This window comes from Citrobacter sp. R4 (genome assembly GCF_026719175.1).
In the GTDB taxonomy this organism is placed as follows: Bacteria; Pseudomonadota; Gammaproteobacteria; order Enterobacterales; family Enterobacteriaceae; genus Citrobacter_A; species Citrobacter_A sedlakii.
Window position 1 is genome coordinate 1,110,402 of record NZ_JAPPSU010000001.1, and the last position, 25,585, is coordinate 1,135,986.

Annotated in this window: 28 protein-coding genes and 1 pseudogene; 17 read left to right on the forward strand and 12 right to left on the reverse strand. The window is 53.7% G+C overall.

All coding sequences use genetic code 11. The features are described 5' to 3' along the window. Window positions 1-3: 3 nt before the first annotated feature. The 6 genes from OOJ60_RS05255 to pspA all read right to left on the reverse strand — a co-directional run bounded on the left by OOJ60_RS05255 (window position 4) and on the right by pspA (window position 4,740). Window positions 4-1,296 (reverse strand): ABC transporter substrate-binding protein, encoded by a 1,293-nt coding sequence (locus OOJ60_RS05255; protein ID WP_205612074.1) that lies wholly within the window; start codon window positions 1,294-1,296, stop codon window positions 4-6. Between the two features lie 12 nt (window positions 1,297-1,308). After that, the gene (locus OOJ60_RS05260; protein WP_205612075.1) at window positions 1,309-2,991 is read right to left on the reverse strand and encodes a sugar phosphorylase; all 1,683 of its coding nucleotides are present in this window, start codon (window positions 2,989-2,991) and stop codon (window positions 1,309-1,311) included. A gap of 197 nt (window positions 2,992-3,188) precedes the next feature. Beyond that, window positions 3,189-3,413, reverse strand: a complete 225-nt coding sequence (gene pspD, locus OOJ60_RS05265; protein WP_042283355.1) for a phage shock protein PspD — start codon at window positions 3,411-3,413, stop codon at window positions 3,189-3,191. A gap of 20 nt (window positions 3,414-3,433) precedes the next feature. Next, window positions 3,434-3,793, reverse strand: coding sequence for an envelope stress response membrane protein PspC (gene pspC / locus OOJ60_RS05270; RefSeq protein ID WP_060571274.1), 360 nt, complete (start codon window positions 3,791-3,793; stop codon window positions 3,434-3,436). Next, a complete protein-coding gene (pspB, locus tag OOJ60_RS05275; RefSeq protein WP_042283359.1) occupies window positions 3,793-4,017 on the reverse strand; it encodes an envelope stress response membrane protein PspB in 225 nt (74 codons plus the stop codon). The genes pspC and pspB overlap by 1 nt, the downstream gene beginning before the upstream one ends. Before the next feature lie 54 nt (window positions 4,018-4,071). Then, window positions 4,072-4,740: a phage shock protein PspA gene (gene pspA / locus OOJ60_RS05280; protein ID WP_042283362.1), complete on the reverse strand. Its 669-nt coding sequence runs from the start codon at window positions 4,738-4,740 to the stop codon at window positions 4,072-4,074. Window positions 4,741-4,907: 167 nt separating this feature from the next. Here pspA and pspF point away from each other — a divergent pair, with 167 nt between their 5' ends. The 4 genes from pspF (at window position 4,908) to OOJ60_RS05300 (ending at window position 7,600) form a co-directional block, all read left to right on the forward strand. After that, window positions 4,908-5,885, forward strand: coding sequence for a phage shock protein operon transcriptional activator (pspF, locus tag OOJ60_RS05285; protein ID WP_205612076.1), 978 nt, complete (start codon window positions 4,908-4,910; stop codon window positions 5,883-5,885). A 422-nt stretch (window positions 5,886-6,307) separates the two neighbouring features. After that, window positions 6,308-6,799 (forward strand): type VI secretion system tube protein TssD, encoded by a 492-nt coding sequence (tssD, locus tag OOJ60_RS05290; RefSeq protein WP_205612077.1) that lies wholly within the window; start codon window positions 6,308-6,310, stop codon window positions 6,797-6,799. A 10-nt stretch (window positions 6,800-6,809) separates the two neighbouring features. Continuing rightward, window positions 6,810-7,166: a tlde1 domain-containing protein gene (locus OOJ60_RS05295; protein WP_205612078.1), complete on the forward strand. Its 357-nt coding sequence runs from the start codon at window positions 6,810-6,812 to the stop codon at window positions 7,164-7,166. After that, window positions 7,163-7,600, forward strand: coding sequence for a hypothetical protein (locus tag OOJ60_RS05300; RefSeq protein ID WP_205612079.1), 438 nt, complete (start codon window positions 7,163-7,165; stop codon window positions 7,598-7,600). The genes OOJ60_RS05295 and OOJ60_RS05300 overlap by 4 nt, the downstream gene beginning before the upstream one ends. A gap of 46 nt (window positions 7,601-7,646) precedes the next feature. Here the strand turns inward: OOJ60_RS05300 and OOJ60_RS24735 are convergent, their stop codons facing one another. Beyond that, complete coding sequence (locus OOJ60_RS24735) at window positions 7,647-7,901, reverse strand: hypothetical protein (RefSeq protein ID WP_320338982.1); 255 nt, start codon at window positions 7,899-7,901, stop codon at window positions 7,647-7,649. On the opposite strand from OOJ60_RS24735, the pseudogene OOJ60_RS24740 reads away from it, so the two are divergent. From OOJ60_RS24740 to osmB, 13 genes and pseudogenes are all read left to right on the forward strand, one after another. Continuing rightward, window positions 7,826-8,068: pseudogene (locus OOJ60_RS24740) on the forward strand (site-specific integrase); the annotation flags it as partial. The gene OOJ60_RS24735 and the pseudogene OOJ60_RS24740 sit on opposite strands and share 76 nt — an antisense overlap. A 59-nt stretch (window positions 8,069-8,127) precedes the next feature. After that, on the forward strand, window positions 8,128-9,771 hold the full coding sequence (sapA, locus tag OOJ60_RS05310; protein ID WP_042283382.1) for an ABC transporter substrate-binding protein SapA: 1,644 nt from the start codon (window positions 8,128-8,130) through the stop codon (window positions 9,769-9,771). Beyond that, the gene (gene sapB, locus OOJ60_RS05315; protein ID WP_042283384.1) at window positions 9,768-10,733 is read left to right on the forward strand and encodes a peptide ABC transporter permease SapB; all 966 of its coding nucleotides are present in this window, start codon (window positions 9,768-9,770) and stop codon (window positions 10,731-10,733) included. Before sapA ends, sapB begins: the two co-directional genes overlap by 4 nt. Next, the gene (gene sapC / locus OOJ60_RS05320) at window positions 10,720-11,610 is read left to right on the forward strand and encodes a peptide ABC transporter permease SapC (RefSeq protein WP_042283387.1); all 891 of its coding nucleotides are present in this window, start codon (window positions 10,720-10,722) and stop codon (window positions 11,608-11,610) included. The genes sapB and sapC overlap by 14 nt, the downstream gene beginning before the upstream one ends. Continuing rightward, window positions 11,610-12,602: a peptide ABC transporter ATP-binding protein SapD gene (sapD, locus tag OOJ60_RS05325; protein ID WP_060571283.1), complete on the forward strand. Its 993-nt coding sequence runs from the start codon at window positions 11,610-11,612 to the stop codon at window positions 12,600-12,602. The genes sapC and sapD overlap by 1 nt, the downstream gene beginning before the upstream one ends. Window position 12,603: 1 nt before the next feature. Next, the gene (gene sapF, locus OOJ60_RS05330) at window positions 12,604-13,410 is read left to right on the forward strand and encodes a peptide ABC transporter ATP-binding protein SapF (protein ID WP_042283394.1); all 807 of its coding nucleotides are present in this window, start codon (window positions 12,604-12,606) and stop codon (window positions 13,408-13,410) included. Window positions 13,411-13,533: 123 nt separating this feature from the next. Then, a complete protein-coding gene (gene fabI / locus OOJ60_RS05335; protein WP_042283398.1) occupies window positions 13,534-14,322 on the forward strand; it encodes an enoyl-ACP reductase FabI in 789 nt (262 codons plus the stop codon). Window positions 14,323-14,519: 197 nt separating this feature from the next. Beyond that, entirely contained in the window at window positions 14,520-15,671 is a 1,152-nt protein-coding gene (locus OOJ60_RS05340; RefSeq protein WP_205612080.1) for a carboxymuconolactone decarboxylase family protein, read from the forward strand. 89 nt (window positions 15,672-15,760) lie between these two features. Then, window positions 15,761-17,695: an exoribonuclease II gene (locus tag OOJ60_RS05345; protein WP_205612081.1), complete on the forward strand. Its 1,935-nt coding sequence runs from the start codon at window positions 15,761-15,763 to the stop codon at window positions 17,693-17,695. 257 nt (window positions 17,696-17,952) lie between these two features. Next, window positions 17,953-19,944, forward strand: a complete 1,992-nt coding sequence (gene pdeR, locus OOJ60_RS05350) for a cyclic di-GMP phosphodiesterase (protein WP_205612082.1) — start codon at window positions 17,953-17,955, stop codon at window positions 19,942-19,944. A 144-nt stretch (window positions 19,945-20,088) separates the two neighbouring features. After that, entirely contained in the window at window positions 20,089-20,271 is a 183-nt protein-coding gene (locus OOJ60_RS05355) for a YciZ family protein (RefSeq protein WP_042283411.1), read from the forward strand. A 95-nt stretch (window positions 20,272-20,366) separates the two neighbouring features. Continuing rightward, window positions 20,367-21,113, forward strand: a complete 747-nt coding sequence (yciT, locus tag OOJ60_RS05360; RefSeq protein ID WP_199957690.1) for a DNA-binding transcriptional regulator YciT — start codon at window positions 20,367-20,369, stop codon at window positions 21,111-21,113. Window positions 21,114-21,372: 259 nt separating this feature from the next. Beyond that, complete coding sequence (gene osmB, locus OOJ60_RS05365) at window positions 21,373-21,591, forward strand: osmotically-inducible lipoprotein OsmB (protein WP_042283417.1); 219 nt, start codon at window positions 21,373-21,375, stop codon at window positions 21,589-21,591. 120 nt (window positions 21,592-21,711) lie between these two features. Here the strand turns inward: osmB and yciH are convergent, their stop codons facing one another. The 5 genes from yciH to pgpB all read right to left on the reverse strand — a co-directional run bounded on the left by yciH (window position 21,712) and on the right by pgpB (window position 25,350). Then, window positions 21,712-22,038, reverse strand: coding sequence for a stress response translation initiation inhibitor YciH (gene yciH, locus OOJ60_RS05370; RefSeq protein ID WP_199957689.1), 327 nt, complete (start codon window positions 22,036-22,038; stop codon window positions 21,712-21,714). Further along, window positions 22,039-22,776, reverse strand: coding sequence for an orotidine-5'-phosphate decarboxylase (pyrF, locus tag OOJ60_RS05375; RefSeq protein ID WP_199957688.1), 738 nt, complete (start codon window positions 22,774-22,776; stop codon window positions 22,039-22,041). Between the two features lie 174 nt (window positions 22,777-22,950). After that, window positions 22,951-24,120 carry a lipopolysaccharide assembly protein LapB gene (gene lapB / locus OOJ60_RS05380; protein WP_042283429.1) on the reverse strand — a complete coding sequence of 390 codons (1,170 nt, stop codon included), beginning with the start codon at window positions 24,118-24,120 and terminating at the stop codon, window positions 22,951-22,953. Between the two features lie 6 nt (window positions 24,121-24,126). Then, on the reverse strand, window positions 24,127-24,435 hold the full coding sequence (locus OOJ60_RS05385; RefSeq protein ID WP_205612083.1) for a LapA family protein: 309 nt from the start codon (window positions 24,433-24,435) through the stop codon (window positions 24,127-24,129). 150 nt (window positions 24,436-24,585) lie between these two features. Beyond that, complete coding sequence (gene pgpB, locus OOJ60_RS05390) at window positions 24,586-25,350, reverse strand: phosphatidylglycerophosphatase B (RefSeq protein WP_205612084.1); 765 nt, start codon at window positions 25,348-25,350, stop codon at window positions 24,586-24,588. Window positions 25,351-25,585: the final 235 nt, after the last annotated feature.

A 25,585-nucleotide genomic window follows, 5' to 3' on the forward strand; every position in this document is an offset into this window, starting at 1 on the left:
CCATTAACGCTGCTCAATCAGGGTATCCAGTTTTTTCTGGCTTTCCTGAAGCGTTGAGGACAGATCAGCTTTGCCGACTGTCACGTTATGCACCATCGAACTGACGACACCGGATCCCGTCACATCGCCCATACGGGTAAAGTTTTTGTCCCCTACCGCGCCAAACACCTGAATGTTCGGCAGTTCCGCAATCAGTTGCCCCGGCAGCTCGCCCAGCGCTTTGATGACGCCGTTGTCCTGCCAGGTTTTGGTGCCCACCACCGCTTTGTTCACCGGCAGCGCCGCGCCCGGCGACATCATCACCCAGTCGGCGATGTTGTCGGCTTGTTCCATGAACGCGACAAATTTCTCGGCCGCTTCGGTTTCTTCTTCTTTCTGGCTGCTGGTAATGGTCAGCGAAGTCAACATGCCGTAAACCGCCGACGTCTCTTCGGTTGGCACCACAAACCCGATGTTCTGCGGATCGCCCTCCTTCATGATGGCTGGCAGAATATACGTCGAATACATCGCCATTGGCGCGGTGCCGTTCATGAAAGCGTCTTTCACCTCCATGATGTCGTTGGAACCTGGCATGGTATTGGCTGCCAGATCGCGGTAATAGCTCAGCGCGCGGGTCATCTCCGGCGTGTTGAGCGTGATGTGTCCCTCAGCGTTAAACACATTCGCTTTATTTGAGAGTGCGAACTGGGAGAAAGACTGCTCGGTCAGCACGCTTTCCGCGGTGGGCAACGCGATGCCATATTTCTTATGCGCCGGATCGTTCAGGGTCTGGGCGACATTCAGCAGATCCTGCCAGTTTTTCGGTTCGTTGAGTCCGGCGTTAGCCAGCACGTCTTTGCGATACCAGATGCCGCCGATCCAGGCGCTCACCGGCACCCCGGTCCACGCGCTGCCGTCTTCGGTGCGGACAATCCGCAGCACCCCGTCATAAAAAGCATTTTCGCCCACGGTCTGGATGACATTCGTCACCGCTTCCCGGTCAATGAGCTGCTCTTTGTCCATCACTTTCGCGTAGTCATGGCTGGTTTCGATCACTTCCGGCAGTGACCCGCTTCTCGCAAGCGTAATGACCTTAGTGTTATAGGCGTCTTCTTCCACCGGAACCTGCTTCACGGTGATCTCAGGATTCGCTTTTTCAAACCGTTCAATAAGCGTAGTAATAACGGCCTGACGCTCCTGTTCGACAGACGAGTGCATAAATTCAATCGTCACATGGTCGGGTTTATCTTCCTTACAGCCTGAAATCAGGGCGCAGGAAACCAGTGCTGATAACAGCACAATTTTTGTTTTAAGCATCAGATGTTCCTTTTATTTTTTAATCCACATAACCTGCCAGGGTTGCAGCGTTAATGTTTCGCCGGAAACCAGGGTTTCCGTCATTAAATCGATGCCGGAGTTTACCCCCGCGTCAACGGTCTGAATGCAATCACTGAAGTTAAATAAAGCCGTGATTTTTTCGTCGGTATTCGCCGCGCGAACGATTTTCATTACCGCAGGCGTAATACTGCAAATGGTAAAATCACTTTCCGGATGGAAGGCGTGATTATTTCGGCGAATCTTCACCAGCCGCGATAAAGATTGATATACCTGATGACGCAGCGAATCCTCTGCCATTAATTCATTTTCAATCGCTTCGCGCTGATATTTCTTACGGTTAATCGCCCGGTTATAACCTAATTTTTCCACGCCCTCGTAATCATTACGTGAGCCGAGAATACTTTGAATATAGATGGCCGGCACACCCGGAAAGGTCAATAACAGCGCATGGGCCAGCATAAATTTCGCCAGACGTTGTGAATCGTTGCTGTCGCGCGAACTTAACGCATCCATGTAGGTGACATTGATTTCATACGGGCTGCGCGTACCGTCCGGGTTATTCTTCCAGTTAACCAACGCCCCTTGTTTTTGCAGGTCGGTGACTAACGCTAAAATATCGTCTTCCGGCAGCAATCCGCGTAGCGGATTCAGACCAATGCCATCGTGAGAGGCAAGAAAGTTAAACCAGGTGGTCTGCTGTGACGGCAGCGTCAGCGACTGCGCCCACTGACTGAGCGCGCGGGTGTCCTGGCGGTGCACGGCGTGCAGAACCAGCGGCGGCAGCGAAAACTGATAGACCATGTGAGCTTCGTCCAGCCCGTTGCCCAGATAGGAAATGTTGTCTTTATGCGGAACGTTGGTTTCCGTGATAATTGCCGTGCCAGGCGCGACGTCATCGGCGATAGCGCGAAACAGCTTAATCAACCGGTGGGTCTTTTCCAGATGAATGCAGCTCGTGCCCGGCGTTTTCCACATAAAGCCTACTGCGTCGAGACGCACATAATCAGCCCCGTGTTCAAGGTAAGTCAGCAGCACGTCGACCATCGCCAGCAATACATCCGGATTAGCATAGTTGAGGTCGATCTGATCTTCGCTGAAGGTGGTCCATAAATGACGCACGCTATTATCTTTCAGAGTAAACGGCGTCAGCAGCGGTAATGCGCGCGGACGCGTGACTGCGCTCAGATCGGTCTGCGGATCCATTTCAATAAAGAATTGTTCAAATCCCGGCGTCTGCTGTAAATAATGTGCGAACCACTCGCTTTTCGCCGACATATGATTACAGACAAAATCAAACATCAATTGACAGGATGTATTTAACGCCGCGATATCCTGCCAGTCCCCTGTTTCTTCGGCGACCTTATAATAATCGATGACCGAGAATCCATCGTCAGAAGACCAGGGATAAAAGGGCAGCAGATGGACATGGGAGAATATTGACGCCAACCACCGGGAATAGAACCGATTAAATGTAGGCAGTGGTTTTTCTTTTTCACTGTGAAATTGGTCGGCGTAAGTAATCAATACCACATCACTTTCATCCCAGTGTGGTTTACGATTTTTCGTAATAACCTTTCGCGCGTTTTCTATTCGCGCGTTGAGCATTTCATCATGACGATGCGTCCATGAATCTTCATAGACAAAGCTGAGGCATTCCTGAATTTTGTGCTTCACTTGATTTTTCCGTGGTAGCGGTCCCATGACGCAAGAGACTACTCCCGGTAAAATTAGCTGTCAATGCAGGGCACGGGGTTTTCGCGGCGAAAAAAAACCATTTTGGCAGCCCAAAAATCGTATTTGTGAGCTGCCGCAAATTAATTTTTAAATTGTGATTTATTTGTTACGGACCGGGCGGCCCGTAATCGACAGGATTAATTTTTGGAATAACGTTTTGATATTTTTGCAGCCATCCGGCTTAATAAGGGTTCAAGCGCGAGCGCCAGCAACATTTTCAGCGGACGACGGGCGACGGACTTCACTGCCCAGCCCGCCACACCTGCCGGACCGTAACGCAGCGCCGTCAGAAGTACCAGCTTACCTGCTATTTTCATACCGGGTTTCACCTTTTGCCCGGCGCGTTGCCAGCGATTATTCATCTTAGCCCTCACTGAATTCATTACAGCTGACGGAAACGGCTACGTAACGTAAACGTATCCGAGGTGACATAGCGCTCCATCTCACGCAGGCGCTTCTCCCCCGCCGCCAGCTCTTTATCAACCGCATCCAGCAGTTCTCCGCTGGTAGGCTGGTTTTCGCCTGCGGCCAGGTTGTCCGGCATCGGATCAAGCACAAAAGACAGCACGATGTAGGCAACCAGGGTAAAGAATGCCAGACCAAAAAAGATCGACAGCACCACCAGAATGCGCACCAGTTTCACCGGCACGTCGAGGTATTGCGCGATGCCCGCGCACACGCCGCGTACCATCCCTTGTTGGGGGATGCGCCATAATTTTTTGTTCAGGTTAATGCCTCCCATTAACGTTCCCTCCAGTTCGGATGTTCCGCGTCAAGAATCGCTTCCAGCGCCTGAATACGTTCACGCATTCGCCTGGCGTCGTCGGTAAGTTGGACTAAACGCTGTTGCTCGCTCTGCGAGAGTTCGCCGCGACCGGAACGGTTGCTGTAATGCAGCCATAACCAAATCGGCAGCACAAACAGCACGAAAATGGTTAGCGGAATGGCCAGAAATAGCGCGCTCATGTGTACTCCTTACAGGTGATGAGCGGCGGCGCGTTCGGGCGCCGCCAGGTATTATTATTGCTTGTCTTGCTGCATTTTGGCTTTCAGTTGCGCCAGTTGCTCGCCGATCTCATCATCGGCTTTCAGGTCAGCGAACTGCTGGTCCAGCGTCGGTTTCTTCCCAAAGCTGTGGCTTTCCGCTTCAGCTTCCATTTGATCGATGCGACGTTCAAAAGATTCAAAGCGCGCCATCGCTTCATCGATCTTGCCGCTGTCGAGCTGGCGGCGAACATCGCGGGAAGAACTGGCCGCCTGATGGCGCAACATCAACGCCTGCTGGCGGGCGCGGGTTTCGCTGAGTTTATTTTCCAGCTCGCCAATCTCTTTCTTCATGCGCGTCAGCGTATCTTCCACCAGCGCCACTTCCTGCTCGAGCGTCACGATCAGATCGGTCAACTTCTGTTTTTCGATCAGCGCGGCACGCGCCAGGTCGTCTTTATCTTTACGCAGCGCCAGCTCCGCTTTTTCCTGCCACTCGGTCTGCTGCGCGGTGGCCTGCTCAATACGGCGGGATAGCTGTTTCTTTTCTGCCAGCGCGCGAGCGGAATTGGAACGAACTTCAACCAGTGTGTCTTCCATCTCCTGAATCATCAGGCGAACCAGCTTCTGCGGATCTTCCGCTTTTTCAAGCAGCGCGTTGATGTTGGCGTTCACGATGTCGGCAAAACGAGAAAAAATACCCATAATTCAGTCCTCATATTTTTTGATGTCGGGCGATGCCCTGCTGAATATGTAATACAATCCTCGTGCCAACTTTTTAACTCACTGAAATATCAAGTAACGTACAGTTTTACCTCGGCACAAAAACAGCGTAAAGTGGTGAAATACACCAACAAGTGGCGAAATTCATCATGACAGAATACAAAGACAATCTTTTAGGCGAGGCCAACAGTTTTCTCGAGGTTCTCGAACAGGTTTCACGTCTGGCGCCACTGGATAAACCGGTCCTGATCATCGGTGAACGCGGCACCGGTAAAGAGCTTATCGCTAACCGCCTGCATTATCTCTCTTCCCGTTGGCAGGGGCCGTTTATTTCTCTCAATTGCGCCGCGCTCAATGAAAATTTGCTCGACAGCGAACTGTTCGGTCACGAAGCTGGCGCATTTACCGGGGCGCAAAAACGGCATCCCGGCCGCTTTGAACGCGCCGATGGCGGGACATTGTTTCTCGATGAGCTCGCCACCGCGCCGATGCTGGTGCAGGAAAAGCTGCTCCGCGTCATTGAATACGGTGAACTGGAGCGTGTCGGCGGCAGCCAGCCATTACAGGTGAACGTGCGGCTGGTCTGTGCGACCAACGCCGACCTACCGGCGATGGTGAAAGAAGGCACATTCCGCGCAGACCTGCTGGATCGCCTGGCGTTTGATGTTGTGCAATTGCCGCCTCTGCGCGAACGGCAGGCCGATATCATGCTGATGGCGGAACATTTTGCCATTCAGATGTGCCGTGAAATACGTCTGCCGTTATTCCCCGGTTTCACCGACCACGCCAGAGAAACGCTCATGACCTACGCCTGGCCCGGCAACATCCGTGAATTAAAAAACGTCGTTGAACGTTCTGTATACCGTCATGGCACCAGCGACGCGCCGCTCGATGAGATCGTTCTCGATCCGTTCAAACGTGAGGAAAGCCGCCTCCCGTCACAGACTGACGCTCCCGCGTCGGTCCCCTCCCTGCCTATGGATTTGCGCGAATATCAGCAACAGCAGGAAAAAAACCTGCTGCAACTGAGCCTGCAACAGGCGAGATTTAATCAGAAACGGGCGGCTGAACTGCTCGGTCTGACCTACCACCAGTTGCGCGCGTTGCTTAAAAAGCATCAGATTTAGCGTTTTCACGGCGAATTTGCGCAGTTTTGCGTCAGTTACCTACAGCCATTTTTACCTGACGGGCCAAAGTGCGATACACGTTGCAAATCGAATCTAAAAACCTTAAAAATTATTTTTTAACGCCCCTTAGAAATCAACATTTTATTATTAAAAATAGAGTTATAATAATTGACACGAAGACAATGCGAGTCATTTTAGTGCCCCTTTTCCTGCCCCAATCGCGTTTCCCCCCCCCACACAATCCACCCTTCGAAACTCTCAATTTTGCACAACAATCCGCCAGGGTTTATATATTTCAAGTTTTACATTTTTTATATGAATATCAAAAAGCTATACGTCAAAGCTATAGCATTTAGTGTGCTGCACGTTCGAATAATAAAGTGTTTATTACTATTTTTAACAGCAGAAATGGAGTTTTAAGAATGGCGATACCAGCCTATCTCTGGCTGAAAGACGATGGCGGTGAAGATATTAAGGGTTCGGTAGACGTAAGGGATCGTGACGGAAGTATCGAAATCATCGGCTTTAATCATGGTGTTTTGCAGCCTACAGATAAACACACTGGTAAGGCGACCAGTTTGCGCGCTCATTCCCCGTTTTCTTTTGATAAAGAAATAGACTCTTCCAGCCCGTATCTTTACAAGGCCGTTACCACAGGTCAGCGGCTAAAATCCGCTGAGGTTAAATTATATAAAATTAACGATGCCGGACAGGAGGTCGAGTATTTTTCAGTCCTGATGGAGGGAGTAACGATTGTGAGCGTTTGTCCGATGATGCTCGATGTCAAAAGCCCTGATTATGAGAGACATAATCACATTGAACTCGTCGAATTGCTATACGAGAAAATCACCTGGCGCTTTGCTGACGGAAATATTATTCACTCGGATAGCTGGAATGACAGGAAAACCGCATAGGAGCAAAAATATGGGTTGGAAATATGAGCAAAGCACGGGGAAAATGTACAAGGACGGGAAGTTGATCGAGACTGGCTATTCCGGTGCGCTGACAAACAAAAACAATCCGGATCGTCAGCATGTTAAGGGGTTGGGTCCACTCCCTCGCGGGACATATAAAATCACGGGGCATTCTAATTCAAAAGGCCCGGTCACTATTATTCTTGAACAAACGTCGGGTGAAAGTTTCAGGCGTTCGGAATTCAGAATACATGGCGAACGCAAGCACGGTCCGGCAGGATTCGCCTCTGAGGGCTGCATTATTATGTCGCTCTCAACGCGTCGAAATATTCTGCGTGACGGGGGAAGTATAGAGGTGGTGCGATGAGGCTGCGGCTTGCTCTGCTACTGTCGGCCTGTCTTTCATTTCCGGCGCTGTCGAAAGGAAGCGACTGGGATAAAATCGTAAGTGGTGTTGCCAGCGGGGATCCGGCAAGTCTGGAGCAGATTGCATCTCTCGCAGCGACGGCAAATGTCAAGCAGGCGCAGGAACTGGAGGATGCCCTTGCAAGCGCGCTCACATCAAACACACCTGGCGCGTTACGGGCATTGCAAAAAATCGATGCACATGACTGGCCGCACATGATTGGCAGCAATCTTGTCTGCACCGTCCCAACTGAAAGAACCGTTGAAGAAATTGACGTTTTTTATATGCGAACGCGTAGTGCGCTACTCAGGACTTTCGAAGGTGCACAGTGCCTCTGGATACTGGAGGCATCGTTTAAAGAATGGAAAGGTGATCAGGCGCGACAGCGGAGATAATTATCGCCCGGCAGGCCGGGCTTTACTGTCAATTCCGCGTTTATGTTTACCCTTTGCCGACCCACAAGGCCATTTCAGACATGAGGGCCGAACGTTCCGCAATCTGGCTTTCGCAGGCAGTTTCTGCGTTAATCGCACATTGCAAAGCAAAGGTTTCAATAGAAAGTTCCTGTATGGTGCGTTTGGGTGTCTCTCTCAACCCGAACGATCCGCCATTTTGACATAACCAGGCGTTCAGGTATTCGGCGGCATCCGCCATATCAATCTCGGCATACTTACGCGTGTTGGTTGCTGTCTGCAAAAGCCAACTTATCGTTTATTGCGAGTCATATGGGGCATGAGAATGCTAAGATGGTTTATGAGGTATAGTCAAAATGGATAGCCGGTATGAATGCTGATCAGGTCGCGATGCTGAACGCGCGATTGCCAACACGTCTGCCCCATGATGCCCCAAAATACAAACGGTAATAGCAAATGTTATTAAATATTAGTAAGATAGATACTTTATATATAATCCCTTAAAAATTATGCGCCTGGTTATATCGTCTCTGATCGTGATGGCTGGACTCCTGCGTGGTCAGGCTGCTGCTGCGCCTGAAGCGCCTTCGCATGAAGATATCCGCGACAGCGGCTTCGTTTATTGTGTCAGTGGGCAGGTCAACACCTTTAACCCTCAAAAAGCGAGCAGTGGACTGATCGTCGACACGCTTGCCGCGCAGTTATATGACCGACTGCTGGATGTCGATCCTTATACCTATCGCCTGGTGCCGGAACTGGCGGAACGTTGGGAGGTTCTGGATAACGGCGCAACCTACCGTTTTCATCTGCGCCGCGACGTCCCGTTTCAGAAAACAGCCTGGTTTACGCCAACCCGTAAGCTGAACGCCGATGACGTGGTGTTTACCTTCCAGCGCATTTTTGATCGCCAGCATCCATGGCATAACGTCAACGGCGGCAACTTCCCTTATTTCGACAGTCTGCAGTTTGCGGATAACGTCCAGAGCGTCCGCAAAATCGACGGTAATACCGTGGAGTTTCGCCTGGCGCAGCCGGACGCCTCGTTTTTATGGCACCTCGCCACACATTATGCGTCGGTGATGTCCGCGGAATATGCGGCGCAGTTAACGAAGCAGGATCGTCAGGAGTTGCTCGACAGGCAGCCGGTCGGCACCGGGCCGTTTCAGCTGTCGGAATACCGCGCCGGCCAGTTCATTCGTCTGCAACGGCACGACAGTTTCTGGCGCGGCAAACCGTTGATGCCACAGGTGGTCGTGGATTTAGGGTCCGGCGGTACTGGCCGCCTGTCGAAGCTGCTCACCGGCGAATGTGATGTGTTGGCCTGGCCCGCCGCCAGTCAACTGACAATTCTGCGCGATGACCCCCGTCTGCGCCTGACCCTGCGTCCGGGAATGAATATCGCCTATCTGGCGTTTAATACCGATAAACCGCCGCTGAATAACCCCGCGGTCCGCCATGCGCTGGCGTTGTCGATCAATAACCAACGTCTGATGCAGTCAATTTATTACGGCACAGCGGAAACGGCGGCTTCTATTTTGCCGCGCGCCTCGTGGGCCTATGACAACGAGGCTAAAATTACCGAATACAATCCAGCGAAATCTCGCGAGCAGTTGAAAGCGCTGGGGCTGGAAAACCTCACCCTGCATCTGTGGGTGCCGACCAGCTCTCAGGCATGGAACCCCAGCCCGCTGAAAACCGCAGAACTGATTCAGGCGGATATGGCGCAGGTCGGCGTGAAAGTGGTGATTGTGCCGGTTGAAGGGCGTTTCCAGGAGGCGCGGTTGATGGACATGAATCATGATCTGACATTGTCCGGCTGGGCGACCGACAGTAACGACCCGGACAGTTTTTTCCGTCCGCTGTTAAGCTGTGCGGCAATCCAGTCGCAAACCAATTTCGCCCACTGGTGTGATCCGACGTTTGATCGGGTACTGCGAAAAGCCCTGTCATCGCAACAGCTTTCCGCCCGCATTGACGCCTACGATGAGGCGCAAACGATTCTCGCCAAAGAGCTGCCGATTCTGCCGCTGGCCTCTTCGTTGCGTCTGCAGGCCTACCGTTACGATATTAAAGGGCTGGTGCTGAGTCCGTTTGGCAACGCCTCGTTCGCGGGCGTTTCGCGTGAAAAAACCGTTGAGGTGAGTAAACCATGATTATTTTCACCTTACGCCGCATCCTGTTGCTGATGGTCACGCTTTTTTTCCTGACCTTTATCGGCTTCAGCCTGAGCTACTTTACTCCACACGCGCCGCTTCAGGGCGCGTCGTTGTGGAATGCGTGGGTCTTCTGGTTCAGCGGTCTTCTTCACTGGGATTTTGGCGTATCGAGCATTAACGGACAGCTGATCTCTGAACAGCTTAAAGAGGTGTTTCCCGCCACGATGGAGCTGTGTACGCTGGCGTTTGGCTTCGCGCTGATGGTGGGGATCCCGGTAGGGATGCTGGCGGGCATCACGCGCAATAAATGGCAGGATCGACTGATTAGCGCACTCGCCCTGCTCGGCTTTTCCATTCCCGTCTTCTGGCTGGCGCTGTTGCTGACGCTGTTCTTTTCGCTGACCCTCGGCTGGCTGCCGGTATCCGGTCGTTTTGATCTGCTATACGAAGTGAAGCCCGTTACCGGGCTGGCGATTGTCGACGCCTGGATTTCTGATTCGCCCTGGCGCGACGAGATGATCATGAGCGCGCTGCGCCATATGGTGCTGCCGGTGTTAACCCTGGCGGTCGCGCCAACCACGGAAGTGATCCGCTTAATGCGCATCAGCACCATCGAGGTATTCGACCAGAACTACGTCAAAGCCGCCGCCACGCGCGGTCTTTCCCGCTTCACGATCTTGCGCCGTCATGTATTGCACAATGCGCTGCCGCCGGTGATTCCTCGCCTTGGCCTCCAGTTTTCCACCATGCTGACGCTGGCAATGATTACCGAGATGGTCTTTAGCTGGCCGGGGCTGGGGCGCTGGCTGATTAATGCGATACGCCAGCAGGACTACGCGGCGATCTCCGCAGGAGTAATGGTGATAGGATCGCTGGTCATTATCGTCAACGTGATTTCTGATATTTTGGGTGCTATGGCTAACCCTCTGAAACATAAGGAATGGTATGCCTTACGATAGCGTTTATAGCGAAAAGCGCCCGCCAGGTACGCTGCGCACCGCGTGGCGGAAATTTTATGGCGATGCCACGGCGATGGTTGGCCTGTACGGCTGTGCGGGTCTGGCGCTGCTGTGCGTCTTTGGCGGTTGGTTTGCGCCGTATGGCATCGACCAGCAATTCCTCGGCTATCAACTGTTGCCGCCGTCCTGGTCCCGCTACGGCGAGGTGTCGTTCTTCCTCGGTACCGACGATTTAGGACGGGACGTGCTAAGTCGCCTGTTAAGCGGCGCGGCGCCGACAGTGGGCGGCGCGTTTATCGTCACCGTGGCGGCGACGCTTTGCGGCCTGCTGCTGGGGGTGATTGCGGGGGCGACACACGGCCTGCGCTCCGCCGTGCTGAACCATATTCTTGATACGCTGTTGTCGATTCCGTCACTGCTGCTGGCCATTATCGTCGTGGCGTTTGCAGGACCGCATCTGGTTCACGCCATGTTTGCCGTCTGGCTGGCGTTGCTGCCCAGAATGGTACGTTCGGTTTACAGTATGGTGCACGACGAACTGGAAAAAGAGTACGTTATTGCCGCCCGCCTCGATGGCGCATCCACGCTGAACATTCTCTGGTTTGCCGTACTGCCTAATATCACCGCCGGGTTGGTGACGGAAATCACCCGCGCGTTGTCGATGGCGATTCTGGATATTGCCGCGCTCGGTTTTCTCGACCTTGGCGCGCAACTCCCCTCTCCTGAATGGGGCGCGATGCTTGGCGATGCGCTGGAGCTGATTTACGTTGCGCCCTGGACAGTCATGCTGCCCGGCGCGGCGATCATGATTAGCGTTCTGTTGGTCAACCTGCTTGGTGACGGCGTACGCCGGGCGATTATTGCGGGGGTCGAATAATGCCGTTACTGGATATCCGCAACCTGACCATTGAATTCAAAACCGGTGATGAATGGGTAAAAGCCGTCGACCGCGTGAGCATGACCTTAAGTGAAGGCGAGATCCGCGGTCTGGTGGGTGAATCTGGCTCCGGTAAGAGTCTGATCGCCAAAGCGATCTGCGGCGTCGCCAAAGATAACTGGCGCGTGACCGCTGATCGTATGCGCTTCGACGATATCGACCTGCTGCGCCTCTCTCCGCGCGAACGGCGCAAGCTGGTGGGACATAACGTCTCGATGATCTTTCAGGAGCCGCAGTCGTGTCTGGATCCGTCAGAACGCGTCGGTCGGCAGTTGATGCAAAATATTCCGGCCTGGACCTATAAAGGCCGCTGGTGGCAACGTGTCGGCTGGCGCAAGCGTCGTGCCATTGAACTGCTGCACCGCGTTGGGATCAAAGATCATAAAGACGCCATGCGCAGCTTCCCGTATGAGCTGACCGACGGCGAGTGTCAGAAGGTCATGATTGCCATCGCGCTGGCTAACCAGCCGCGCCTGCTGATTGCCGACGAACCGACAAACGCGATGGAGCCGACCACCCAGGCGCAAATTTTCCGATTGCTGACGCGTCTGAACCAGAACAGCAATACCACCATTTTGCTGATCAGCCATGACCTGCAGATGCTCAGCCAGTGGGCAGACAGAATTAACGTGCTGTATTGTGGGCAGACGGTGGAAACGGCGCCAAGTAAAGAACTGGTGACTATTCCCCATCATCCTTACACCCAGGCGCTGATCCGCGCCATTCCTGACTTTGGCAGCGCGATGCCGCATAAAAGTCGTTTGAACACCATGCCCGGGGCGATTCCGTTGCTGGAACAATTACCGATAGGCTGCCGTCTGGGGCCGCGCTGCCCGTATGCGCAGCGAGAATGTATTGAAACACCGCGTCTGACCGGAGCGAAAAACCATCTCTACGCTTGTCATTTCCCGCTGAACATGGAGAGAGAGTGACATGGTTGAGACCCTGCTCGAAGTGCGCAACCTGAGTAAAACCTTTCGCTACCGCACCGGCTGGTTTCGTCGCCAGACGGTAGAAGCGGTAAAGCCACTCAGTTTTACCCTGCGTGAACGCCAGACGCTGGCGATTATCGGCGAGAACGGTTCCGGTAAGTCGACGCTGGCGAAAATGCTGGCGGGGATGGTCGAGCCGAGCGGCGGCGAACTGCTGATCGACGATCACCCGCTTAAATTCGGCGATTATTCGTTTCGCAGCCAGCGCATCCGCATGATTTTCCAGGATCCGTCAACGTCGCTTAACCCGCGTCAGCGGATTTCGCAAATTCTCGATTTCCCACTGCGTCTGAATACGAATCTGGAGGCGGAACAGCGGCGTAAACAGATCATTGAAACCATGCGCATGGTCGGTCTGCTGCCCGATCACGTCAGTTATTACCCGCACATGCTGGCGCCAGGGCAAAAGCAGCGTCTGGGACTGGCGCGCGCGCTGATATTACGCCCGAAAGTGATCATTGCCGATGAGGCGCTGGCGTCGCTCGATATGTCGATGCGCTCGCAGTTAATAAACCTGATGCTGGAATTGCAGGAGAAACAGGGTATCTCTTATATTTACGTCACCCAGCATCTTGGCATGATGAAGCACATCAGCGACCAGGTTTTAGTGATGCATCAGGGAGAAGTGGTGGAGCGCGGCAGTACCGCTGATGTGCTGGCTTCACCGCTCCACGACCTGACAAAGCGACTGATTGCCGGTCATTTTGGCGAAGCGCTCACCGCGGATGCGTGGCGAAAAGACCGCTAAAACGGCTTCATGCAGTGGTCGGATTAACTCTCCCGGCGTCTCGTGTTAGAATCGCCGCGTTTTAACGACGCCCCGTCCCTTTACGCGGCTGGGCGCCACAACAATAACATAAGGATTTAAGCTATGGGTTTTCTTTCCGGTAAGCGTATTCTGGTCACCGGTCTTGCCAGCAAATTGTCCATCGCCTACGGTATCGCTCAGGCGATGCATCGCGAAGGCGCTGAGCTGGCGTTCACCTACCAGAACGACAAACTGAAAGGCCGCGTGGAAGAATTTGCCGCACAACTGGGTTCGAACATCGTCCTGCAGTGCGATGTGGCGGAAGATGAAAGCATCAATGCCATGTTCGCTGAACTGGGTAAAGCATGGCCGAAATTTGACGGTTTTGTTCATTCCATCGGTTTCGCTCCGGGCGACCAGTTGGACGGCGACTATGTCAATGCGGTAACCCGTGAAGGCTTCAAAATCGCCCATGACATCAGCTCCTACAGCTTCGTGGCGATGGCGAAAGCGTGCCGCGCTATGCTGAATCCGGGTTCTGCCCTGCTGACCCTTTCCTACCTTGGCGCAGAGCGCGCGATCCCGAACTACAACGTGATGGGCCTGGCGAAAGCCTCTCTGGAAGCCAACGTGCGTTACATGGCGAATGCAATGGGTCCGGAAGGCGTGCGCGTAAACGCCATCTCTGCGGGTCCGATCCGTACACTGGCGGCTTCCGGCATTAAAGACTTCCGTAAAATGCTGGCGCATTGCGAAGCGGTTACCCCGATTCGTCGTACCGTCACCATTGAAGATGTCGGTAACTCCGCCGCATTCCTGTGCTCCGACCTGTCCGGTGGTATCTCCGGTGAAGTCGTTCACGTTGACGGCGGTTTCAGCATCGCCGCGATGAACGAACTGGAACTGAAATAAGCTTTCAGCCTTTCTGTGGGCGGCGTTCTGCCGCCCATGAACACGTTCTGCCCGGCAATATACCTTTTTGATCTTTGTTATCACGTAACAATCTTTTTCCCCTTCCCCCGCTTACGCCAGGATAAAGCAGCAAAAACGATCCGGCGTGAGATAGCCACGACGTGTCCGGGTCGCCACATACAGACCAAGGAACGCCCATGGAACAACGCCAATTCAACGGCAAAAACCAGTGGTATCATGAGACCCAGTCCAGCACCTGGCCGCAGGACGTTTTGCCACTGGTGCCGGAAGCGGCTCACGTAGAAGACCGCTTTTTGCTGGATTTGACGATTCCCGACGAGATGCTGCATTCTTTTCACTCCTGGCTGCAACCCGCCCGCCAGTTGGCGAACGAACTGTTTCCCGATCACGTTCCACTTACCCGCCTGCATACCTTTAGCGCTTATGAACGCATGAGCACCGCCTTAACCGTGGCGCAGGCGTGTGGCGTGCAACGCCTATGTAATCATTACGCCGCGCGCCTGACGCCGCTGCCGGGTCCGGATTCGTCGCGTGAAAGCAATCATCGGCTGGCGCAGATCACGCAGTATGCGCGTCAACTCGCCTGCTCACCTTCGGTGATCGACCAGCGTGCCCGCCAGCATTTAGCCGACGTCGGCCTGTCCGCCTGGGATGTGGCTCTGTTTAATCAGATCATTGGCTTTGTCGGTTTCCAGGCGCGCATGGTGGCGATTTTTCAGGCCTGGTCCGGTCAGGCTGTGCGCTGGATACCCGGCCTCAATACTCAGGCCTTTGCCGCTGAAGACCTGTTTCAGCGGGAAGAGAGCGTGTGGGTCGCAAACCCGGATCTGGTGAAACTGCGCTACGCCAGCGCGGAGCAAGATGAATATCCGTCGCATGATCGACCACAGCCCGCGCTACAGATGCTCGCCCCTGCTCTGGCGCACCAGCCGGTACTGCTGACACTGCTCGGCAAATTGCTGCACAGTACGCTCCGTGCGGATACCGCAGAGCATAACTTCGCGGCGCTGCTGGCCGCGAGGATAAACGGTAGCGCAAGCTGCTTCAATGAGCAGGCGTTGCCGCCGCGCATCTCGCCAGAGACTCTCACCATGCTGCGCCAGAGCGAACATGAGATTGAACGCTGGGAGCGACAACATCCGATTGAGCGACCCTTGTTTCAGGCGCTACAATTACTGACGCGCGCGCCAGACCGCTTTAGCGCCGCACATTTCACCCCGGTCGTCGAGCGCGGCGCGTCCGTCATTGATGCTATCAACCTGTTGGGGTGGTGCGGTTTATGCGGATGGCTGAATCGCCTGAAAATCGCGTTGGGTGAGACACATTAACCTCGGCAAAGAGATAAAGAGCGCTTGCCGCACCAGGTAGTTTCGCGTAAAACTGTCAGCCGCTCTTTTGGCCACGAAAATAGACAAATATGTTTCAGGACAACCCGCTGCTAGCGCAGCTTAAACAGCAACTGCATTCCCAGACGCCGCGCGCTGAAGGGGTGGTAAAAGCCACGGAAAAAGGCTTTGGCTTCCTGGAAGTCGATGCGCAAAAAAGTTACTTCATCCCGCCGCCGCAGATGAAAAAAGTGATGCATGGCGACCGGATTGTCGCGGTGATCCACAGCGAAAAAGATCGCGAGTCCGCTGAGCCGGAAGAACTGGTTGAACCCTTCCTGACCCGCTTTGTCGGAAAAGTTCAGGGCAAAAACGATCGCCTGTCTATTGTTCCGGATCACCCGCTGCTGAAAGATGCTATCCCCTGTCGCGCCGCGCGTGGCGTAGAGCATGACTTTAAAGAAGGTGACTGGGCGGTCGCCGAGATGCGCCGCCATCCGTTAAAAGGCGATCGCACCTTCTATGCCGAGTTAACCCAGTACATTACCTACGCAGATGACCACTTTGTGCCGTGGTGGGTAACGCTGGCGCGCCACAATCTGGAAAAAGAAGCCCCGGACGGCGTGGCCACTGAAATGCTCGACGAAGGCTTAACGCGTCAGGATCTGACCGCCCTGAATTTCGTCACTATAGACAGCGCCAGCACCGAAGATATGGATGACGCGCTGTATGCCGAAGAACTGGCTGACGGTAAATTACAGCTGACCGTTGCGATTGCCGACCCGACCGCGTGGATCGCTGAAGGTAGCAAACTGGATAACGCTGCGAAAATACGCGCGTTCACCAACTATCTGCCAGGGTTCAACATCCCGATGTTGCCGCGTGAACTCTCTGACGATCTCTGCTCGTTGCGTCCGCGCGAAGTCCGTCCTGTGCTGGCCTGCCGCATGACCATTGCGGCGGATGGCGCCCTTGAAGACGATATGGTTTTCTTCGCGGCGACCATCGAGTCAAAAGCCAAACTGGCCTATGACAGCGTCTCTGACTGGCTGGAAAACGCTGGTAGCTGGCAGCCTGAAAGCGACGATATCGCGCATCAAATTCGTCTGCTGCAGCAAATTTGCCTGCGTCGCGGCGAGTGGCGCCATCACCACGCGCTGGTCTTCAAGGACCGTCCTGATTATCGCTTTATCCTGGGTGAAAAAGGTGAAGTGCTGGATATCGTCGCGGAGCCGCGCCGCATCGCCAACCGTATCGTTGAAGAAGCGATGATCGCCGCCAATATATGCGCCGCCCGCGTTCTGCGTGACAAACTGGGCTTTGGCGTTTACAACGTGCATACCGGTTTTGATCCGGCGAATACGGAAGCGCTGTCGGCGCTGCTGAAAAATCACGACGTCCATGTCGATCCGCAAGAAGTGTTGACCCTTGAAGGTTTCTGCAAACTGCGTCGCGAACTGGATGCACAGCCGTCCGGCTTCCTCGACAGCCGCATTCGTCGCTTCCAGTCCTTCGCCGAAATCAGCATTGAGCCGGGTCCGCACTTTGGTCTGGGTCTTGAAGCGTATGCGACCTGGACATCGCCGATTCGTAAGTATGGCGATATGATCAACCATCGCCTGCTGAAAGCGGTCATTAAAGGTGAAACCATTGCCCGTCCGCACGACGACACCACCGTGCAGATGGCGGAACGCCGTCGCCTGAACCGTATGGCGGAACGCGACGTTGGCGACTGGCTGTACGCCCGTTTCCTGAACGACAAAGCCGGCACGGACATCCGTTTTGCGGCTGAAATCATTGATGTCAGCCGTGGCGGTATGCGCGTTCGTCTGGTGGATAACGGCGCGGTTGCCTTTATTCCGGCGCCGTTCCTCCATGCCGTCCGCGACGAAATGGTTTGCAGCCAGGAAAACGGCACCGTACAGATTAAAGGCGAGACCGTGTATAAAGTCACGGACGTGATCGATGTGACCATCGCCGAAGTGCGGATGGAAACGCGCAGCATCATCGCCCGTCCGGCCGCCTGACCCTGAGTTTTCACACGGCCTTTCTGAATAAGAAAGGCCGTTTGCTGGTTTTCGCCTTCCCCTCTTAACACCTTTCCTGTGCCACGCGATCAACGCTATCGGGATATATTTTCCGCCTCGCCTGTGCTTTTTCCCGGTTCTGAATTACAAATGAAGAGATAGATAAAACAAGATCTGCAGCGACGGTAAACCCTGTATTTATCGCGGTTAACCTTTCCATTGCGAAGTTCGGGCGGTCAAACGGGATGGTGCGCAACATGAAAGAGAGTCGGGAATCCGCGACGTTGTATCGTTTTCTGGGCACACACTGTCCTTACTGGCGCTTGTCAGATGATGCCGACGTTCTGCATTTATCACTTACCGAAGCCGCAGAACATGATGAGGCGCTTGCGCTCGCCCCCGGGCAGGCCGCACGAATTCGCGAAATGACCGTTATCACGTCCAGCCTGTTGATTACGTTACCCCTCGAGAGCAGCGAGGTGCAGGTACATCTGGTGGGTCGGAAAATCAATAAGCACGAGTGGGCAGGCAGTGCCTCAGCCTGGCATGACACGCCCTCCGTCGCGCGCGATCTGGCTAAGGGGCTGTCCTTCGCCGAACAGGTGGTTTCAGAAGCGAATTCGGTCATTGTGATCCTTGACAGCCGTGGCAATATTCAGCGCTTCAACCGCCTGTGCGAAGAATATACCGGACTTAAAGAGCAGGATGTCATTGGTCAGAGCGTCTTCAGGCTGTTTATGAGCCGCCGTGAAGCCGCTGCTTCGCGACGCAATATCAGCGGCTTTTTTCGTAACGGAAATTCTTATGAGGTCGAACGGTGGGTAAAAACCCGCCAGGGTCAGCGTCTGTTTTTATTTCGCAATAAGTTCGTCCATAGCGGTAGCGGGAAGAATGAAATATTTCTCATTTGTTCAGGTACCGACATTACCGAAGAGCGGCGCGCCCAGGAGCGTTTGCGGGTACTGGCGAATACTGACACTATCACCGGACTGCCTAACCGCAACGCCATCCATGAGCTGATCAACGACGCTGTTGGGGATGCGCACGCAGGTCAGGTCGGGATCGTGTATTTTGATCTGGATAATTTTAAAAAGGTGAACGACGCTTATGGGCATATGTTCGGCGACCAGCTATTACAGGCGGTCTCCCTGGCTCTGCTGAGCTGTATGGAAGAAAACCAGTTGCTGGCGCGGCTGGGCGGCGACGAATTCATTCTGCTTGCCACCCACACCTCTCAGGGGGCGCTTGAGGCCGTCGCGTCGCGTATTCTGACCCGCCTTCGCCAGCCCTTTCGCATCGGTCTGATCGAGGTCTATACCGGCTGCTCCGTGGGCATCGCGATGGCGCCCTTGCATGGCGAGGACAGTGACAGTCTGATCCGCAATGCCGACACCGCCATGTACACGGCCAAAGAAGGCGGCCGCGGTCAGTTCTGCGTCTTCTCACCGGAAATGAATGAGCGGGTCTTTGAATACCTCTGGCTCGATACGCATCTGCGCAAAGCGCTCGAAAACGATCAGCTACTGATCCATTATCAGCCAAAGATTACCTGGCGCGGTGAAGTACGCAGCCTTGAAGCGCTGGTGCGCTGGCAGTCGCCGGAGCGCGGTTTGATTTCGCCAGGAGAATTTATCTCCTATGCCGAGGAGTCGGGACTGATTGTACCGCTTGGACGGTGGGTACTGCTCGACGTGGTGCGTCAGGTGGCAAAATGGCGCGATAAAGGCATTCACCTGCGCGTGGCGGTTAATATTTCGGCGCGTCAGCTTGCCGACCAGACGATTTTCACCGACCTCAGACAGGTTTTACACGAGCTGAATTTCGAATACTGCCCGATCGACGTTGAGTTAACGGAAAGCTGCCTGATTGAAAACGAGACGCTGGCCCTGTCGGTCATTGAGCAGTTTAGCCAGTTGGGCGCTCAGGTTCATCTTGATGATTTCGGTACCGGCTACTCGTCGCTTTCACAACTGACGCGTTTTCCGATTGACGCTATCAAGCTGGATCACATGTTCGTCAGAGATATTCATAAAAAAACCGCTTCCCAGTCCATGGTACGCGCCATCGTCGCCGTGGCGCAGGCGCTCAACCTTCAGGTCATCGCCGAAGGGGTGGAAAGCGCCAAAGAGGACGCGTACCTGACTAAAAACGGTATCAATGAAAGACAAGGATTTTTATTTGCAAAGCCGATGCCCGCCGCGGCATTTGAACGCTGGTACAAACGCTGGCGCAACAAAACACAGCGCTGACCGGCAGGAAATCACGCCGTATCTGCCTGTTATAGCAGAATATATCCTGATATCGGTTATCCTGCCGCGGCGTAATTTTCCCTTCTCTTTTGTCGCCATTTTTTGCATCATTGAATCCATACTCTTACTCACGAAGGATCCCCCATGTCAGATATCGACGCCAAACGGGTTGCCGAACGTATTGATACCGTGCTGGATATCCTGGTCGCCGGCGACTACCACTCCGCCATCCACAATCTTGAAATACTTAAAGCGGAATTACTTAGCCTGGCGCAGGATGAAAGCGGGTCATCGCCAGGCAAACCCAAAGCGCCATGGGAGATCTGACCTTTACGCGCGTTGTGAAAGCGGTGGCGACCTGAGCGAGCCATCGCCGCCTGTTTTTAAACCCCGGTATACATACCTCAATTAAAACGAATACTATGAATTCCCGACAACAATCGATTTTGCAGATGGTGATCGATAAAGGCCAGATGAGCGTTTCCGAACTGGCAAAAATCACCGGTGTTTCTGAAGTGACCATTCGCCAGGATCTCAATACCCTGGAAAAGCAAAGCTATTTGCGTCGTGCCCACGGCTTCGCGGTTTCACTGGACAGTGAAGACGTCGAAACAAGAATGATGACCAACTTCACCCTTAAGCGTCAGCTTGCCGAGTTTGCCGCTTCACTGGTAAATCCCGGCGAAACGGTGTTTATTGAAAACGGCAGCAGTAATGCCCTGTTAGCGAGAACGCTGGCCGAGCAAAAAAATGTCACCATCATTACGGTAAGCAGTTATATCGCTCACCTGTTAAAGGAGACGCCTTGCGAGGTCATTTTGCTTGGCGGCATTTACCAGAAAAAAAGCGAAAGCATGGTCGGCCCTCTGACCCGCCAGTTCATCCAGCAGGTCCATTTCAGTAAAGCGTTTATCGGCATCGATGGCTGGCTGGCAGATACCGGGTTTACCGGACGCGATATGATGCGTGCGGATGTAGTCAATGCAGTACTGGAAAAAGGCTCGGAAGCCATTGTTCTGACCGACAGTTCGAAATTCGGCGTGGTCCATCCCTATACTCTGGGACCCGTTGAGCGCTTTAGTCGGGTCATCACTGATTCCGGCATCAGCGGGGACGATCGCCTGCTGATGGAACAAAAAGGGTTGCGTGTAAATATTGTTGAGGCTTAGCGCATCGGTGGGCAAATGATTTGTCGCTGCAAATCATTTGCGCTTGAGACAATTCCGACACCTGAATTAAGACTATTTACCTGTTGCCTGCGGACAGACGAGGTAAAATTATTATTAGCGATATAACAGGAAGTGACTATCACCTGCGTGATATTACCCTGCGCAATAAAGTTTCACGAATGTTCTTCGAAGACTGGATATGTAAACTATAGTTAAAAAGAACTAACTTTCGTGAATCGTTAATTCAGGAGAAAGTATTATGTTAGTAACGAGCAAAAAAATGACCGCCGCGGTTCTGGCAATTACTCTGGCAATGTCTCTGAGCGCCTGCTCTAACTGGTCCAAACGTGACCGTAACACCGCTATCGGTGCGGGTGCCGGCGCATTAGGCGGCGCAGTGTTAACTGATGGCAGCACGCTGGGCACGCTGGGCGGCGCCGCTGTCGGTGGTGTTATCGGCCATCAGGTAGGTAAATAATCGTAAAATATCTACGGTTGACCGGCTCGATATAATAATACGATTATCTTTTCTGGTCTGAGCTACACATTAGTAAACGATTAATTATAAAGCCACGATATTTCTGTCGTGGCTTTTTCATTATCCGCCTGCCAGTTTGACCTTCATGCCTTTGGCTTCCAGCAGCGTTTTAATTAAATCACGTTTGTCGCCCTGAATTTCAATAACGCCCTCTTTAACCGCCCCGCCACAGCCACACTTTTTCTTTAGCTCAGCGGCCAGTTTGTTCAGAGCTGCATCATCCAGATCAATGCCGGTAATCAGACAAACCCCTTTGCCCTTCCGGCCACTGGTCTGGCGCTGAATACGAACAATGCCATCGCCTTTTGGCCGTACGGGTGCGGTTTTCGGCTCAGTAATCCGCCCACTGTCTGTTGAATAGACCAGCCGGCTGTTCGAATCGTTCATTTACTCCCCCGCCTTCAGTGATGCATTGATCGCCTTTAATGTCTGCGCCGGATCGGCGGACTGAGTAACAGGACGACCGATGACCATAAAATCCACCCCTGCGGCTAAAGCCTGTTCTGGCGTCATAATGCGGCGCTGATCGCCTGCGTCGCTGCCCTGCGGCCGAATCCCCGGCGTGACCAGTTTAAACGCGCCGCCAAACGCCTGTTTGAAACGCACCGCTTCCTGCGCGGAACACACCACGCCATCCAGACCGCATTTCTGGGTCAACGCCGCCAGACGCTCCGCGTGCTCGGCGGGCGACAGCGTCACGCCAATATCGGCCAGATCGCTGGCTTCCATACTGGTCAGCACAGTCACGGCGATGAGCAATGGCGCATCTTTGCCCAACGGCAACAGCGCCTCGCGAGCGGCGGTCATCATTCTCGCACCGCCCGACGCATGGACGTTTACCATCCACACACCCAGATCTGCCGCGGCGGCAACCGCATGAGCGGTGGTGTTCGGGATATCATGAAATTTCAGGTCGAGGAAGATATCGAAGCCACGCTGCTGAAGGTCGCGAACCAGCTGAGGGCCAAACAGCGTGAACATTTCTTTACCGACCTTCAGGCGACAGTCGCGCGGATCGATACGGTCAACAAATGCCAGGGCTTTGTCACGGTTATTATAATCGAGAGCGACAACCACGGGAGAATCAGTAACAGCGCGGGATGTAGATGATGCAGTAACCGTCATAACCAGACCTTTTGCGAGGGGGAAAATGGGTAAACGGCGTGCATTCTACCTGCCGAAAGGCGAAATTAACAGACGCCTTTTACTCCTCTGTAACGCCTCAGCGCAGCGATGCCGGAGGAGTGGCAAGGAAAAGCAGAAAAGTATGTTGTAACTAAAGTCGATTTTTTTTAATAATTACAGACCGTCAAGGCCGCGTATTGGCTTGATCGTTGACCAGGCGCGACAGGACGGACAGTGCCAGTACAGCGTATACGCGGTAAACCCACACTTCGAACAGCGGTAGCGCGGCTTACTGCGCACCTGCTCGCCCACCATGTCGCGCAGCACCATCAGGCTCTCTTTTGCGCGCCCCTCTTCCGCCTCATTAAGATGGTAGTCCATAAGCTTATGGAAAACGCGCATCGTCGGGTGGCGCTGCAGTTGACGGGTAATATAGACCTGCGCGGTATCGTGACCTTCCCGGGCTTCAAGAATATCGGCAAGCATCAGCTCGGCAGCAGCGCCGGTGTTTTCTTCGACTGCGCGACGCAAAAATTCCGCCCATTCGTCATTTTTGCCCAGTTGCTGGTAGCATGTCTGCAGCATTTCCAGCGTTTCGCTGACCAGTTCTTTATCCTGCGCAATAACCCGCTGGAGTGACTCCACCGCCCTGGCGTAGTCGCCCTTCGCCATCCAGATGCGCCCCATCATGATAGACACCCTGGCGCTGTTTTTGTCCGCAGCGGCGCCCTTTTTCAACAGTGCCATCGCCCGATCCATGTCGTCGCTGCCCATTTGCTGCAACGCCAGTTCACAATAGAAATGGGCAATTTCGATCCGCTGTTTATCCTTGCCCAGCTTCACCAGACGCTCTGCAACGTCGATTGCCTTCTGCCAGTCGCTGGTGGCCTGATAAATCTGCAGGAGTTGTTGCAGCGCGCTGACACGAAAATCCGTTTCGTCGGTCAACTGATTGAACATATCCTCCGCCCGGTCGTACAACCCGGCGGCCATGTAGTCGCGGCCCAACTGCTGAACGGCCAGCAAGCGCTGTTCATAGGTCAGCGAGGCGCTTTCCATGAGTGTCTGGTGGATACGAATAGCGCGGTCGACTTCGCCACGGGAGCGGAACAGGTTTCCGAGGGTGAGATGCGCTTCAACGGTGCCGGTATCCTCTTTCAACATATCGAGGAACAGATCCACCGCTTTATCCTGTTGGTTGCTCAGAAGGAAGTTAACCCCCGCGACATAATCGCGAGACAGACGGTTAGCCTCCTCCTGTTTTGTTTGTTGCGCACTTCTGCGGCCCATGTACCAGCCATAGACGGCCGCGACAGGCAACAGCAGAAACAACAACTCCAGCATAAACGATTATTCCTTCACGACCGGTGCACCCGGCGCGACCGCCACGTCAGTGGCAGGCGTAAGCTGGTTTTCCAGGCGTTTAATTTTACGTTCAGCGCGCGCTAAGGAAACACGAACCCGCAGCCAGAAAAGGCCGCAGACCAACCAACCGATAGCGAAACCAGCGGCGAACAACACAGCCAGCAAGGTAGAGATACGGTACTCCCCCTGCGCCAGCAGGTAATTAAACGTCACCTGCTGATCATTCTGCGCGCCTAATGTTACCGAGATAACAAAAATCGCCAACACCAGTAAGAAAATGAGTAAATATTTCACATTACTTCCCGTTATGTGGTTTAAGCGAATAAATCGTGTTCAACGTTTCGCATTTAGCCTTTTAAATTACCATTTTCACGGCGTGTGCGAAATGGAAAAGCGTCAGGCCATACAGGGATTTGAGGGCTAATGACGGAAATTCAACCGCGATCAGCTTTCCTGCTCACGTTGCGCAATCTCCTGCTCTTCTTCCGGCGGCGGCGTAAGCGGGCCGCAAATCCGCTGCGCAAGCCATGTCGCGACGGTTACCAGCGCCCATGAAATCAGCGTTGCAACCACCAAATCACGCGGCCAGTGCATCCCCAACAGCAGGCGGCTCCCCATTACCCCGGTTGCCCAGACCAGCAGTATCGCAATCGTGACGGTACGTCTGCGCGGCCACAACAGGCCCACAGCCAGCAGCGCCCAGCTTGCGGCAAACATGGTATGTCCGGAAGGAAATGCGAAGCCGGTCTCTTTTTGCCAGTGCTGACGCAAAAACAGCGGAATATTCTCCTGCGTCGCGAGCTGCTCCTTCACCAGATTCCCACGATCCTTACGTTTTAAAGTGTAGAACTCATCGACCGGTATATTGTGCGTTTTTTCCAGCCAGATAACGAAAGGACGCGGCTCCTGGGCTTTCTCTTTAACCCACGACTTAACACCCTGCCCCACCAGGATCGCCGCTGCGAGAATAGCAAAGAGCATCACCGCTGCCTTAAGACGAAAACGCAGGCACCACAGAAACCAGGCGCAGAGTATAACGTGCGTGATGATTCCCCAGGGTTGAGTTACCGTTTCGGTTATCCAGTACAGCATTTTCAACCACCCGCCACTGTGATCCGGCTGCCAGCGCCATCCAGAAACCCATACGGCGATGGGCATAACCAGCAATAATCCCGCACCTGTTGCAGTACGTTTTGCAATCGACAGCATGAACACCTCTTTTAACGATAAGTTTCATAATCATAACTGAAAAAAGCTCAGTACGGGAAAATTGACAGATTTGTGCCATTCCCCGCCCGATTACACGGCAGCGATTAGGGAAGGTGCGAACAAGTCCCTGATATGAGATCATGTTTGTCATCTGGAGCCATGGAACAGGGTTCATCATGAGTCATCAACTTACCTTCGCCGACAGTGAATTCAGCAGTAAGCGCCGTCAGACCAG

What these genes read in the sequence shown, in the direction of transcription:
- pgpB (WP_205612084.1), bottom strand. Translation starts at nt 25,350, where the DNA reads ATGCTGTCGATTGCAAAACGTACTGCAACAGGTGCGGGATTATTGCTG.
- sapA (WP_042283382.1), top strand. Translation starts at nt 8,128, where the DNA reads ATGCGCCTGGTTATATCGTCTCTGATCGTGATGGCTGGACTCCTGCGT.
- yciH (WP_199957689.1), bottom strand. Translation starts at nt 22,038, where the DNA reads ATGAACGATTCGAACAGCCGGCTGGTCTATTCAACAGACAGTGGGCGG.
- OOJ60_RS05255 (WP_205612074.1), bottom strand. Translation starts at nt 1,296, where the DNA reads ATGCTTAAAACAAAAATTGTGCTGTTATCAGCACTGGTTTCCTGCGCC.
- fabI (WP_042283398.1), top strand. Translation starts at nt 13,534, where the DNA reads ATGGGTTTTCTTTCCGGTAAGCGTATTCTGGTCACCGGTCTTGCCAGC.
- OOJ60_RS05355 (WP_042283411.1), top strand. Translation starts at nt 20,089, where the DNA reads ATGTCAGATATCGACGCCAAACGGGTTGCCGAACGTATTGATACCGTG.
- sapF (WP_042283394.1), top strand. Translation starts at nt 12,604, where the DNA reads ATGGTTGAGACCCTGCTCGAAGTGCGCAACCTGAGTAAAACCTTTCGC.
- OOJ60_RS05340 (WP_205612080.1), top strand. Translation starts at nt 14,520, where the DNA reads ATGGAACAACGCCAATTCAACGGCAAAAACCAGTGGTATCATGAGACC.
- OOJ60_RS05300 (WP_205612079.1), top strand. Translation starts at nt 7,163, where the DNA reads ATGAGGCTGCGGCTTGCTCTGCTACTGTCGGCCTGTCTTTCATTTCCG.
- OOJ60_RS05295 (WP_205612078.1), top strand. Translation starts at nt 6,810, where the DNA reads ATGGGTTGGAAATATGAGCAAAGCACGGGGAAAATGTACAAGGACGGG.
- tssD (WP_205612077.1), top strand. Translation starts at nt 6,308, where the DNA reads ATGGCGATACCAGCCTATCTCTGGCTGAAAGACGATGGCGGTGAAGAT.
- pspF (WP_205612076.1), top strand. Translation starts at nt 4,908, where the DNA reads ATGACAGAATACAAAGACAATCTTTTAGGCGAGGCCAACAGTTTTCTC.
- pdeR (WP_205612082.1), top strand. Translation starts at nt 17,953, where the DNA reads ATGAAAGAGAGTCGGGAATCCGCGACGTTGTATCGTTTTCTGGGCACA.
- lapB (WP_042283429.1), bottom strand. Translation starts at nt 24,120, where the DNA reads ATGCTGGAGTTGTTGTTTCTGCTGTTGCCTGTCGCGGCCGTCTATGGC.
- sapD (WP_060571283.1), top strand. Translation starts at nt 11,610, where the DNA reads ATGCCGTTACTGGATATCCGCAACCTGACCATTGAATTCAAAACCGGT.
- osmB (WP_042283417.1), top strand. Translation starts at nt 21,373, where the DNA reads ATGTTAGTAACGAGCAAAAAAATGACCGCCGCGGTTCTGGCAATTACT.
- pspC (WP_060571274.1), bottom strand. Translation starts at nt 3,793, where the DNA reads ATGGGAGGCATTAACCTGAACAAAAAATTATGGCGCATCCCCCAACAA.
- pspD (WP_042283355.1), bottom strand. Translation starts at nt 3,413, where the DNA reads ATGAATAATCGCTGGCAACGCGCCGGGCAAAAGGTGAAACCCGGTATG.
- OOJ60_RS05345 (WP_205612081.1), top strand. Translation starts at nt 15,761, where the DNA reads ATGTTTCAGGACAACCCGCTGCTAGCGCAGCTTAAACAGCAACTGCAT.
- sapC (WP_042283387.1), top strand. Translation starts at nt 10,720, where the DNA reads ATGCCTTACGATAGCGTTTATAGCGAAAAGCGCCCGCCAGGTACGCTG.
- pyrF (WP_199957688.1), bottom strand. Translation starts at nt 22,776, where the DNA reads ATGACGGTTACTGCATCATCTACATCCCGCGCTGTTACTGATTCTCCC.
- sapB (WP_042283384.1), top strand. Translation starts at nt 9,768, where the DNA reads ATGATTATTTTCACCTTACGCCGCATCCTGTTGCTGATGGTCACGCTT.
- pspB (WP_042283359.1), bottom strand. Translation starts at nt 4,017, where the DNA reads ATGAGCGCGCTATTTCTGGCCATTCCGCTAACCATTTTCGTGCTGTTT.
- pspA (WP_042283362.1), bottom strand. Translation starts at nt 4,740, where the DNA reads ATGGGTATTTTTTCTCGTTTTGCCGACATCGTGAACGCCAACATCAAC.
- yciT (WP_199957690.1), top strand. Translation starts at nt 20,367, where the DNA reads ATGAATTCCCGACAACAATCGATTTTGCAGATGGTGATCGATAAAGGC.